Annotated in this window: 9 protein-coding genes; 4 read left to right on the top strand and 5 right to left on the bottom strand. The window is 54.9% G+C overall.

What is annotated here, in order from left to right:
• Window positions 1–372: 372 nt before the first annotated feature.
• Both ung and BN4609_RS01145 read left to right on the top strand, forming a co-directional pair.
• Window positions 373–1,038, top strand: coding sequence for a uracil-DNA glycosylase (ung, locus tag BN4609_RS01150; protein WP_068854968.1), 666 nt, complete (start codon window positions 373–375; stop codon window positions 1,036–1,038).
• A gap of 81 nt (window positions 1,039–1,119) precedes the next feature.
• Window positions 1,120–1,719 carry a DUF3109 family protein gene (locus tag BN4609_RS01145; protein ID WP_068854967.1) on the top strand — a complete coding sequence of 200 codons (600 nt, stop codon included), beginning with the start codon at window positions 1,120–1,122 and terminating at the stop codon, window positions 1,717–1,719.
• 277 nt (window positions 1,720–1,996) lie between these two features.
• On the opposite strand, the gene BN4609_RS01140 is transcribed toward BN4609_RS01145, so the two are convergent.
• Window positions 1,997–2,884 carry a helix-turn-helix domain-containing protein gene (locus tag BN4609_RS01140; RefSeq protein ID WP_068854966.1) on the bottom strand — a complete coding sequence of 296 codons (888 nt, stop codon included), beginning with the start codon at window positions 2,882–2,884 and terminating at the stop codon, window positions 1,997–1,999.
• Window positions 2,885–3,113: 229 nt separating this feature from the next.
• On the opposite strand from BN4609_RS01140, the gene BN4609_RS01135 reads away from it, so the two are divergent.
• Window positions 3,114–4,538, top strand: a complete 1,425-nt coding sequence (locus tag BN4609_RS01135) for a GDSL-type esterase/lipase family protein (protein WP_068854965.1) — start codon at window positions 3,114–3,116, stop codon at window positions 4,536–4,538.
• Window positions 4,539–4,906: 368 nt separating this feature from the next.
• Here the strand turns inward: BN4609_RS01135 and BN4609_RS01130 are convergent, their stop codons facing one another.
• Together BN4609_RS01130 and rnhB are read right to left on the bottom strand one after the other, a co-directional pair.
• A complete protein-coding gene (locus BN4609_RS01130) occupies window positions 4,907–5,803 on the bottom strand; it encodes a helix-turn-helix transcriptional regulator (RefSeq protein WP_068854964.1) in 897 nt (298 codons plus the stop codon).
• Between the two features lie 167 nt (window positions 5,804–5,970).
• Window positions 5,971–6,579, bottom strand: a complete 609-nt coding sequence (rnhB, locus tag BN4609_RS01125; protein ID WP_068854963.1) for a ribonuclease HII — start codon at window positions 6,577–6,579, stop codon at window positions 5,971–5,973.
• Between the two features lie 146 nt (window positions 6,580–6,725).
• Between rnhB and BN4609_RS01120 the strand changes: the two genes are divergently transcribed.
• Complete coding sequence (locus tag BN4609_RS01120; protein WP_068854962.1) at window positions 6,726–6,995, top strand: hypothetical protein; 270 nt, start codon at window positions 6,726–6,728, stop codon at window positions 6,993–6,995.
• A gap of 49 nt (window positions 6,996–7,044) precedes the next feature.
• Here the strand turns inward: BN4609_RS01120 and BN4609_RS01115 are convergent, their stop codons facing one another.
• On the bottom strand, window positions 7,045–9,333 hold the full coding sequence (locus BN4609_RS01115; protein WP_084791310.1) for a GH92 family glycosyl hydrolase: 2,289 nt from the start codon (window positions 9,331–9,333) through the stop codon (window positions 7,045–7,047).
• 191 nt (window positions 9,334–9,524) lie between these two features.
• On the bottom strand, window positions 9,525–12,377 hold the full coding sequence (locus tag BN4609_RS01110) for a purple acid phosphatase family protein (RefSeq protein ID WP_084791309.1): 2,853 nt from the start codon (window positions 12,375–12,377) through the stop codon (window positions 9,525–9,527).
• Window positions 12,378–12,698: the final 321 nt, after the last annotated feature.

Below are 12,698 nucleotides of genomic sequence, written 5' to 3'. Positions count from 1 at the left end.
TCTTGCGTCTCACAAGCAAGGAACGCAACGAAAAAACAAGCATTTTCCGCACTGATAACTGGCATATCATTGCTCGGGAGACGAAAAATCTTGCGTCTCTACTGTTTGATGATGGAGCGACAAGAACATACCCATTACCACCGCGATATTATTGCGGTAACCAAGTAGAGACGCAAAATCTTGCGTCTCACAAGCAAGGAACGCAACGAAAAAACAAGCATTCTTCGCACTGATAACCGGCACATCTTTGTTCGGGAGACGCAAAATCTTGCGTCTCTACTGTTTGATGATGGAGCGATAAAAACATGCAATCCTGTTGCGTTTAGGAGAAAAAATTGTATTTTTGCGCATCATACAACGACACGAGAACACATGAACGTAAAGATAGAAGAATCGTGGCGCAGACACATCGGAGCCGAGTTTGAGAAGCCATACTTCGCAAGACTCACCGAATTCGTGCGCTCCGAGTACGCCAGCACGAAGTGTTATCCGCCAGGTAACCTCATATTCAACGCCTTCAACCTGTGTCCGTTTGATAAGGTAAAGGCAGTCATCATCGGGCAGGATCCTTACCACGAGCCCGGACAGGCTCACGGACTGAGCTTCTCGGTGAACGACGGCGTGCCGTTTCCGCCATCCCTCGTGAACATATTCAAGGAAATAGAAAACGACACGGGCACACCTGTGCCCTCCTCCGGTAATCTCACACGGTGGGCTGAACAGGGCGTGCTGCTGCTCAACGCCACACTCACCGTGCGCGCGCATCAGGCTGCGAGCCACCAGCGCAAGGGATGGGAGGAGTTCACCGACGCCGCCATACAGACACTGTCGCGCGACCGCAACCATCTCGTGTTCATCCTCTGGGGCGGATACGCGCGCTCCAAGGCACGGCTCATCGACGCCTCCCGACACCTCATACTGCAGTCGGTGCACCCTTCTCCGCTGTCTGCAAACCGCGGAGGATGGTTCGGCAACCATCATTTCTCGCTCTGCAACAGGTATCTCGAAGCCAACGGCATGACACCGATAAAATGGTAAGAAACACCTGCTCTTGTCTGTCCGTCAGCCGGACAAGAGCAGACACACGCGGAAGACATATCACAAACAAAACCGAAGAAAATGAACATACCTCCTATTATAGAAGTGGGCGACGTGCTGGTGTCGTCAGACATCATCACGGAACGGTTCTGCTGCGACCTTGACGCATGCAAGGGCATATGCTGCGTGGAGGGCGACGCGGGCGCGCCGGTCACCATTGACGAGATCGGGGGCATAGAAGACGCGCTCGACACTGTGTGGGGCGACATGTCGGCAAGGGCGCAGTCTGTGGTCGACAGGCAGGGAGTGGCATACACCGACCGCGACGGCGACCTCGTGACAAGCATCGTAGACGGCAAGGACTGCGTGTTCACCTGCTATGAGAACGGATGCTGCATGTGCGCTCTCGAGCGAGCCTTCCGCAACGGGAAGACCGCTTTCTGCAAACCTATAAGCTGCGCTCTCTATCCCATACGCGAGAAACGGCTTGCCAACGGAGGCACGGCTCTCAACTACAACAGATGGGACGTGTGCCGCGACGCGGTGAGGAAAGGCGTGAAGGAAGACATTCCGCTATACCGGTTCCTGCGCGAGCCGCTTACAAGAAGATTCGGCCAGGAATGGTATGACGAGCTGTGCACCGTGGCGGAGGAGCTGCGCAGGCAGGGCATCATACCCTGACGGCATGCACGCGGCGACACGGCGGGAGCACGACTTACGGCGGCAGGCATTGCCGTATGAGCCGCAATTCCGGACATAACACCATCTGTCCCGCATCTGCCGTGACACAGTCCGTGACACATACGAATAAACCAGGCGTTTTCTTATATATATTCCGCACCGCCGCCGACCCGCAGTCTCACCACCTTCACATGTGCATCACGCCACATCTTCTGAAAAACCGTGAGCCTGTCCGCCCGACAGCAGCGCGGAATACGGATGAAATGTAATTGCCGATTTAGGTATATCTTGAATTGTTTCTGTATTCCGAGGGCGACATTCCGGCATGTTCCTTGAAGTATTTGCCAAGGAACGACTGGCTCGAGAAGTTCATGCCCTGCGTTATCTCCTTTATGGACGACTCGGTGTTGCGCAGCCGCACGCGCAGCTCAAGCATCACATAATAGTCTATCCACTCGTTCGGAGTGCGGTTGCTCACGCTTTTCACCGTCTCGGAAAGATATTTTGGCGACAGTCCTATCTGCTCGCTGTACCAGCTGACACGCCTCTCCCTGCTGAAGTTCTTGCCCACAAGATGCATGAAGTTCAAGAATATGCGCTCGGCACGTGAGCCTGCCGAAGCCCCCCTGTAAGAACCGCTTATCACGCTGGTTATATCGTATAGCAATGCCGACACGAGTGCCTGAAGCGTCTCGTGACGGTACATCAGCATCTCGTTATCTATGGTGCTCTTTATCATATCATAATATGCAACGAGCCTTTCCTTCTCCACGTCATCAATGTTGCGCACCGCATGCTCGTTGGCAAAGAGGAAGAGAGAGGACAGACCGCTCATTCCCTTGATAGCCTCATCAAAGAACGCGTAAGAGAAAAGCGCCACATAGCCTCTGAAGTCGGGACTCTGCCAGCAGTCGGTCACCACCTGCCCCTTCCTGAGCACGAAGATGTCGTTAGGCCGGATGCTCTGGCTTATGGTGTCGACAGTATAGCCGCACTCGCCCTCAAGGCACACCGCCATGACCAGGCAACGCATACGGTAGACCTTGTCCGGTTCCTTCATCTTTTTGAAGCCATGCATCAAAAAGACTTCCTGACCCAGACTGATTCCCTCGCAGTCTTTTATCACTATAGGGATAGTTACATCATAGAATTTCTGATTAGACATAATAACTGAATAATTTAATGAATACCTTGTTTCTAAACTTTCAGTTAACGAAGATAGAAAAAATATAACATATCAGCAAATCTTTCTGTTATATTTATCTACCTTTGTCTCAATAATTTCCAACATTGCGAACATTATATGAGCGGGCAGGTAATAAGGTAGAACAAAACCGTTTTTTCCTGACGCCATACAACGCGAAACAGATATACATATCAATACAACAAACATTATGACAAAGAATTTATTACTCATCCTCATAGCCCTGCTATGCTCACTGCAGACGCACTCCTCTGCATACAGACAGTTCAGAAGAAACATCTCGCCCGACGGAAAGGCGAACATCCTTGTGTGTCTGCCCGAGAGCGGCAAAGCCACAGGGAGGGCTGTGGTGATATGTCCTGGCGGAGGATATGAGTGGCTGGCGATGGAGAACGAGGGCACTAACTGGATTCCATTCTTCACAGAACGCGGCATAGCCTGCATGATACTCACCTACCGTATGCCGCACGGCGACCTGAGCATTCCCGTGGGCGACGCCGGGAAAGCTGTCAGCATGGTGCGCGACAGTGCCGCGGTGTGGGGCATAAACCCGTACGATGTGGGCATAATGGGGTCGTCGGCAGGAGGCCATCTCGCCTCCACGCTCGCCACGCACGCTCCTCTCAGGTCGCGACCCGACTTCCAGATTCTGTTCTATCCGGTGATATCTATGGACGCGGACAGGACGCACGCAGGCTCGGTGACAAACTTTCTCGGAGAGAAAAGGCACAACAGGAGGTACGTGGAGATGTATTCCAACGAATTGCAGGTGCGCCGCAACGCCACCCCACCGGCTCTGATACTCCTTTCCACCGACGACACGCTCGTGCCGCCTGTGACAAACGGTGTGGCTTACTATTCCGCACTGCGCGACGCCGGCATACCTGCAGCGATGTACGCCTATGCAGAGGGCGAGCACGGATTCGGCTCGCAGACATCCTTCATATATCATGAACAACTGCTGCAGGACATCGCCTCATGGCTCGACAACCTGAAGACGCCGCGCAGGGACGCCGTGAGAGTGGCGTGCATCGGCACAGGCATCACCGCCGGACAGGGACTGGACATGAGCGGTACATACGGCTATACGGCGCGGCTGAAGCGCATCCTTGGCGACGGATACAACGTGAGGAACTTCGGAGCGGCTGGCAGCACGATGCTGTCGGAGGGCGACCGGGCTTACATAAACGGGCCGGAGTGGAGCGAAGTGATGGATTTCAGACCGGATATCGTCGTTATGGAACTCGGGACAAACGACAGCAAGCCTGCCAACCGCGGACGTATCGCCGCGCTGGAGACCGACCTGCGGAGGATGACAGCGTCGCTGAAGGCTCTCGACACGAAGCCGGAGATATGTCTGGCTCTGCCCATGAAGGCTTGGGACAACTCCGAGGGGATAAGCGACTCGGTTATAACAGAGACGATAATACCCCTCATGCGGCGTGTGGCGAAGAAAGAGAAGCTGCGCGTAACAGACCTTCACACGCTCTTCGGAAGCGACAGGTCGCTCATGCAGGACGACGGAATACACCCCGGAAGAAAAGGCGCGGAGGTGATGGCAGGCATCGTTGCGGAAGAGATAAAGAGGATGAAAGAGGACGGAAAGGAACGGTGAGCCCGACCGTAAGGGCACGCCTGACAGGCAGGGGGAAAACGCCTGCTTTGCGGAAGAGGCTTTCCGGGGTTGCGGAAGAGCCTCTTTGAGGCTGCGAAAGAGGCTCTTTCGCAAGCCCGAAGAGGCTCTTTGGGAAGTCAGGAAAGGCTCTTCCGCAAGCCAAGAGAGCCTTTATCACAAAACGATAACAATAATACCGTGAAACAGTTGATGTTTTTCAAATAAGACAGAGATTGTTTTCTGTAATACGGATGAGACTCTTTCATGAAAAATATCATATTCTCCCATGAAACTGACGAGTCCATACAGTAAGACGCATGACATTTTCGTGCAAGACAAAAATCGTCTCATGAGCCACCGTTGACGGTTCAACGGCTCCGCATGCGTGATATTCTCTCATTGACGTAAGCCTTGAACTCGTCGCTGCCGAGGATGCTTATGTCGTCGTAAAGACCGAGCACGAAACGCCCGACAGCATGAAACGACACCACATCGGCGGCGAAAATCCAGTGTCCGCCGTCGTCTGTGATGCAGCTCTCCGATGCCGGATACTCCTCCACAAGCAGATTATGCGACAGCTGCCCGAGCCTCAGCTCCACGCGCCTGCGCTCCTCCCCGCTGAACATGAACACATCGGTGTACACCTGCTTGTGCTCCTTCTCATACATCCACTCCACGTCCATCATCTCCACATCCTTCATCCGCGCCACCTTGAACGTCTTGTTGGTATGCGACCCGAGGTCGTGGCAGCGCACCTCCTGTCCGTTGTCCATCAGCAGGAAAGGTTCGACCAATCTGTCGGACACCGTAGAGCTGTGCGGCGAGGAGTAGCTGCACAGCCTCACCACACGCTTCGCAGCGATGGCGTTTTTAAGCGCGGACAAGTTGCGGTTCACCGTCTTCCTCACTTCAGGATTGGTTATGTCGGCAAGCCCGTACGCCCTCGACAGTTTCACTCGCACCGACGCAGCCGTGGAGTCCTGCCCCGGCACACCGTCGAGAAGCCTGAGCAGATACTCAGCCTCACGCTCCGTCACGGCGATGTTCTCATGAAGCCGTCTGAAGAACGACGCGTTGCGGTCGAGCTGATAGTGCGTGCCGCTCTTTATGATGCGGAATCCGCAGCTCTTAAGATAGTCGAGATAATAATAAAGGTTGCGGCGTGTGATGCCCAGCCTTTCTGACATCTGCAGTGCCGTGAGCGGTGTCTCGCTGGTGAGCAGTATTATAAGTTCAAGCTCACGGCCGTATTTGTTCATTCTCATTGTACGAATAATTCAGTTTGAAACTTTTTCCGCCGTCATACGGCGAGGAGGCTGCATGACTGTGGGGAGGGATGCGATGCGGCATGTGGCTGCCCGCTCCTTCTGCCAGGGGCGGCAGGTCAGCCGCGCGGGGAGTGCTCCGCTGCCGCGCACAAAAAGCGTGGCGGTCAGTCCTTGAAGTCGAGTGTCAGCTCTCCGTTGCCCAGAAGATTGTAGCTCATGCGGTGGTATGGCGACACGCCGTGCTCCCTTATGGCGCGCCGGTGCTCCGCCGTGGGGTAGCCCTTGTTGCCGTCCCATCCGTAGCAGGGATACTCGCGGTGGAGCGACTTCATGTAGTCGTCGCGGAAAGTCTTGGCAAGTATGCTCGCCGCGGCTATCGCCTGATACTTTCCGTCGCCCTTCACCACCGTGGTGTAAGGCAGGTCGCGGTAAGGCACGAACCTGTTGCCGTCCACTATCACCGCCTCCGGACGCACCTTGAGCAGGTCGAGCGCGCGGTGCATGGCAAGAAAACTGGCTTTCAGTATGTTTATCCTGTCTATCTCCTCCGGTGTCACCTCCCCCACAGCCCACGCCTCCGCGTCTGCCATTATCTGCTCTCTGAGCTCATAACGCCTGCGCTCCGTGAGCTTCTTTGAGTCGTTGAGGGCTGCGTTGTCATATCCTGCGGGCAGTATGACAGCGGCTGCGAACACGCTCCCGGCAAGGCATCCGCGTCCCGCCTCGTCGCATCCCGCCTCTACAAGTCCTTCATATAAGTGTGGTTTAAGCATTTTCTCTTATATCAGAATGGTGTTTTAATGCATTTATAACTTTAATTAACCGCATGTCAGAAAAGTGGAAACATTATTTCCATATAATGCAGTAGGTTTGCAGTGTAAAACAATATTGACCCACTACTAAACACATAACAGACAATATGGAAAAGAACATCACCCTTTCGCAAAGCAAGACAGGCTGCGGCAGGACCTCATCAGAGCTTGCCGGAACAGCATTCAGACCATTTGAAAGACTGCGCCGCTACTACTCTGATGTGCTGGAGGAGGAAGTGAGCTACAGCCGCATGTGGAGGCTGATAAACGCCCAGCTGGCATTCGTCGCGGCTGTTTTCCCAGCCGACGCGCCGCTCCTTGCGAGAGCGTTTTGCGCGGTGTGGCTCATCTGCTCGCTCCTCGCCTGCCGCCGGTGAGCCTCATTCTCTCCGCGGCTCCTCACCGGCAGCCCACCGGCAGGGCGTTTCAGAGGGTCAGCCCCGGCGGACAGCAGTCTGCGGAGGCAGCCCATTCCTTGTTCGGCTTGCTGCCCATGACAAACTCCATGCGCCCTCCCGCCGCTATGTCGTCATGACTGATGTAGCTCTTGTCATACGGTTTGCCGTTGAGGGTGACGCTCTGTATGTATATGTTCGTGTCTGAAACACCGCGCGCCACTATCGTGAACTTGCGCCCGTTCTCCATCTTTATTGTCATCTTGGGGAACGTCGGACCGGATATGTTGTAGTATCCCGCCGCCGGACATACGGGATAGAAGCCCATCGCGGCGAATATATACCATGCCGACATCTGCCCCGAGTCGTCGTTGCCCGACAGTCCGTTGGCTCCGAGACGGTACTCCGTCTTCATTATGTTGCGCACTTCGCGCTGGGTCTTCCACGGTTGTCCCGCATAGTTATACATGAAACTTATCTGGTGTCCGGGCTCGTTGCCGTGCCACATGCGGTTGCATGAGAACATGGAGTCGAGCTTCAGGATGTATTCCTCACGACCGCCCATACACTCCATCATGCCATACACGTCGTGGGGCACATACCAGCTGTACTGGCACGGTGTGCCCTGCGTGATGAAAGAATGTCCGCGGTCGGGTCTCTTTCCGTCCGCGAAGCGTCCGTCCTCGTGCCGTCCGTTGACGTAGCCCGTGCGTGGGTCGAACACGTTGCGGTAGTTTTTGGAGCGTTGGAGCAGCTTTTCCGCCATTTCATCGTGCCCCAACGCCTTTGCCAGACGCGCCACGCAATAGTCGTCGTAAGCATATTCGAGCGTGCGCGATGTCTGTTCCTTTCCATGATAAGCCTCCTTCACGGGGTCCTCCAGAGGTATGTATCCGTATCTGATGTACGACTTCAGCGCGCGTCGCCCCTTGCCGTCGGCGTAGTCGGAATAGTCTTCGGGTGTCTCGAACGCCATCTTCACCAGTGCCTCATAGGCTTTCCCTACGTCAAAGTTGCGCACTCCCTTGAAGTAAGCCTCGGCTATCAGCGAAGCCGCATGGTCGCCTATCATCTCCTGTGTGAAACTGTTCCACGCCGAGAACATGGGCAGCCATCCGCTCTGCTCATACTTGTTGACGAACGACTCCATCATGTCGCCCGACAGGCTCGGGCGGAGCAGCGTGATGAGAGGATGGAGGGCGCGGAACGTGTCCCACAGACTGAAGTTGTCATAATAGGTGGCATGCGTGCGCTCAATGGTCTTTCCGCCTGCGAACGAGGGGTAGCGTCCGTCGGCATCGCTCATGGCATTGGGGCAGAAAGAGGCGTGATAGAGAGAGGTGTAGAACTTCACGAGTTCCTGGCGGGTGCCGCCCTCAGCCTTCAGAGTGCCGAGATGCTTCTCCCATACACGTGTGAGCGCGGAGCGTACTTTATTGAAACTCCATCCGGGATTCTCCATCCGCATGTTGTTGCGGGCTCCCTCCACGTCGCAGAACGACGACGCCACCTTCACGATAATCTCGTCTCCGGCGTCCACCTTGAAGCTGAGGTAAGCCCCTATGTTCTTTCTCCCGCCGTCAGACGTGCGCCCGGCGTTTATCGTCCTGCCGTCGTAGGTGCCGCATCCGGTCACCTTGTTCTTCACCTGAACCAGAAAATGACCGCTGAACCCGGCAGGCTGACCCGTGCGCAGGTACATACGGTGCACCGGATTGCACCCTGTCACCTCTCCGCGCCGCGCGTCTATGCTCACCTGTCCCTGTCCTTCGTCGCTGTTGGGCGTTATGACGAGATAAGCCGTACCTGCCTTCCGGTAGGTGAAACGGAATATGCCGGTGCGCGACGTGCCTGTCATCTCCGCCCTGATGTCGCCTCCGAACAGCTCCACAGAGTAATAGTCGGGACGCAGCACCTCATCCATATGGCTGAATTCTGACGCTCTGTCCTCCGGCATACACCTAAGAGTGTCGAGCAGAGGCATTATAGACACAGAGCCATAGTCCTGCGTGCTGCCCCCGCTGATGTAGTGGGAGTTGCGGAATCCGTGCATACGTGTCTTGTTGTAATAGTAAGGACTCACGCCGTGACCTTCCGAGCTCTCTGTCTGCGGTGTCCAGAAGTTCATGCCGTAAGGCACGAGCACCGCAGGCATACACTGTCCCAGAGGCTCGCGTCCGTGTGTGAAGTCTGCGTTGTTGGCACCTGTTCCGATGCTTGTGTCAACATAAGTGATCAGGCTGCCGGCTCCGGCAGGCGCATAAGCCGCACCCGATGCCATCACAATCAGGGCGGCGGCGTAATGTCGTAAAGGTTTCATAATATCGGATGAATGTTTTAATATGATTCTCCCAAGTCCGGAGCTGACGTCCGGCTTTATATATTACACATTGTGCAATACTACTACAAAAATACGTGTTTTTAGCCTATTGGGCAACACTACGGTACAAAAAAAGTCACCGGCATGAGCCGGTGACGTCAAAGGAAGAGACTTGTTATATAATACCTGATTCATTTCAACATAAGTTTTCCGGCGGTCTCACCGTTCACATTCACGATGCACACGCCGACATATCCGTGAAACGGGATGCTGACGCGCTCTGAACCGTCGGCATCGTGAGACGCTATGAGAGTGCCGCAGGAGTCATACACGTCCACATTACGCACTCCCTCGGGTGACGAGACGCACAGACTGCCGCCTGCGAGCGTCACCTCCGCACGTGCGGAAGACGCGCTGCTGACGCCTGTAGGAGACACGACAGAAAAAGCGACACGGCTGGAAATCTCGGTCATACCCTCTGTCACGACACACATCTCATACTCTCCCTCGGGCAGACTGCCTATCTCCACGCTGCCGCCCGAACCGCTTACAGGGAAGCATGCCTGCAGACCCTTTCCGCCGAACACAGCCACCTGCTCGTCGCCGAAGCACGGCAGACCCTCATAGAAAGCCTCCACCTTCTCAGTGGAAAGATATTCGGGACGTCCGGTCTCCAGCACCACGGGCTTGCCGATGACAAAAACCGCGCGTCCGCAAGGCTCGTGGTAGTTGTCGGCATTGAAGTATCCGGCAAAGTAAACGCCTGCCTTCAAAGGCGAGGTGAAGTTGTATGTGCCCTCAACATTAAGCGTGAGACTGCCCTGAGGACTGTCTCCGACATACGCATAGGTGGGACACTTGGAGCTTACGGGCACTACCGAACGCTCGTAAAGCCCTATCCAGTCGCGGTCGATGCACGGTGCGTTGTCGTAAGAAACGCTCACCGGGTCGCCCTCGGCATACACTTTCCTGTCTGTAGTGATGGAAGGCAGGGTGTTGTCGTCGCAGTTGTCGCTCACCATGAACGTCACGCGGTCGGTTATCTCAGTGTAGCCGCTGTCCTTGAAAAGCACCGCGAAATATGCGCCGGGCTCGTCTATGGTGCATCGCCATGTGCCCGACGCAGCGTCGGTATATGCGTATTTGTATGAAAGGTCAGCCGTTCCGGGCGTCTTTCCGTATACGTAGATGCCCACCCATGCGTCTGTTCCCACCGGAGCACCGGCATATGAGAACTCCAGTTCACTGCCCGTACGGAAGAAATGTCCGTCAAGCGAGAGCGCGGACTGTGCCGTGGAGCCGGTGACAGTGAACTTTTCGGGAGCGGAATAGTCTGACCACAGCAGGTTGTCATTGCGGTTGCGGACACGTATGTAGTATGTTCCGTCGGTGAGCGCGCCGCTTTCGAGCGACAGGCGGGTGATGTCCTTGCCTGCGTTTATGTCGAGAGGCATGTACTTGTCGTCAACCCCGTAGAAGTCCTCACAGTTGGTGAGACGGTCGAGGACGATGTCCTTGAAAGCGTCGTCGCGCGCAATCTGATACTCCACGGCGGCTATGCCGTCTGCCTTCCCGGCCTGAGTGAACACGTAAGGAAGCGTCACCTCGCCTCCGGCAGGCGTCACGGCAGGCACCGCAGGAACGGTGTTGTCGCCCAGACGGCGCACGAAACGGTCGACAAGGACATTGTCGAGAGCCAGCCGTGAGTTGCCCACCGAGTAGGTCTCCACGGTCATGGTGAGGCTCTGCGGGTCGAACTCGGCTATCTGATATGTCCAGTGGTCTATGGTCTTCTGCACCTCCTCATGATTGTAGTTGTCTGGAGTCTTGCCCCAGAGCTGCTCGTATCCCTCCGCCGAAGTGCCCACTCCGCCGCCGCTTATGATGTGATAGACAGGCGTGTCTCTCATCTGTCCGCGGGCGTAGAGATGGTGATGTCCGGAGTAGTTGAGCACATGTTTGGGTGTGGAAGAGAGTATAGGCATTATCTCATTGAGCATCCACGGCGACACATCGCCCGAATACTGCTCCGCATAAAGCGGTCTGTGCTGCACGCTCACGATGAAATCGACGTTTTCATCATCCGCAGCCGCCGCAATGACTTTGCGCACCCACATCTTCTGCTCAGCCGAGGGGTCGTCGGAATCAATCACCACAAAGAGCGTCCTTCCTGCCTGATAGGCGTAATAAGTAGCCGTTCCGCTGCTTATTCCGGCATACGACAGCGCGTCGTAACGGTAGTGGCTCTTATACAGGCGCAGCTCCGGGTCCTCGCGGTATTCATGGTTGCCCACGGCGGTCATGGTGGAAAGCGACGGTGAGACCGACCTCGACTTGAACAGATGGACCGTCTCATAAAGCTCGCTCCAGCCTCCGTCGACCTGGTCGCCCACGTTCATTATGAAATTGATGTTGTCCTCAAACGGAGCGTCACCATACTTCTCGCTTACCGTGCGCTGCGTCGCCTTGAGCATCCACTCATAGTCCGAGCGTTCGTTACGCTGGTGGTCGCCTATCAGAAGCACACGTATCTTCTTCCCAGAACCGGGAGCCGGCATCGTGCGGAAGCGGTAAACATCACTGTTTCCTGCCTTGCTCTCCACGCGATAATAATACACTGCGTCCGACTCAAGATGGTCTATCACAGCCGAGTTCCAGAAATGTCTTGCCGTGATACGGGTGGAGCCAGCCTCCACGGAGGACGAGAGATTGTCGGCGTCGCGACCGTATCTCACCACCGAACCGGCTCCGTCGGTCATGCTTTTCCAGTTGACGCATATCGAATGTGAGGTGTTCATATAGATGTAAGGCACGGTCATGGCAGACCTTCCCGCCGGTGCGACGGTAAGACGTATCGCCTGATATGTGCCGTCGCCCTTGTCAACGTAGTATATGTCAGGCTCCGTGCGCTCCTGACCGTCTATCAGTTTGCTGTCGCCTTCGGTAATCCTGACCTCGGAAAATCCTGAGACCGTCCTCTGTGCACCTGCATAATGCGAGGCAAACATCAGCATGCACGCTGATAAAATAATGGTTCTGTTCATTTTATTTGAGGTTTTCAGTTTATATATAATAATGTGCTTCACCGTTCACGGCATCCGTACGATGCCTGTTCCACATTGCGGTGACAATAAGATTAATATGGTTGTATGTCCTTAGTCAGACAAAATCCGGTTGCAAATATAAGCATTTTATATCATATAAAACAATCTGACCCTGTATATTTTTATCTTCTCACAGTATGACATAAGTCGCTTCTGTCCGCACCGTGCGCTTACACGGCATGAAGACTGCACGTATATGAAACCGTATAAAAATGCAAAACGGAAAGTAAAATATTTTGACAGATGAAATATCGGAAACAG

The organism is Leyella lascolaii, from assembly GCF_900079775.1.
Taxonomy (GTDB): domain Bacteria; phylum Bacteroidota; class Bacteroidia; order Bacteroidales; family Bacteroidaceae; genus Prevotella; species Prevotella lascolaii.
The sequence above is the reverse complement of the archived record's forward strand: the minus strand, read 5'-3'. Positions and strand labels throughout refer to the sequence as shown.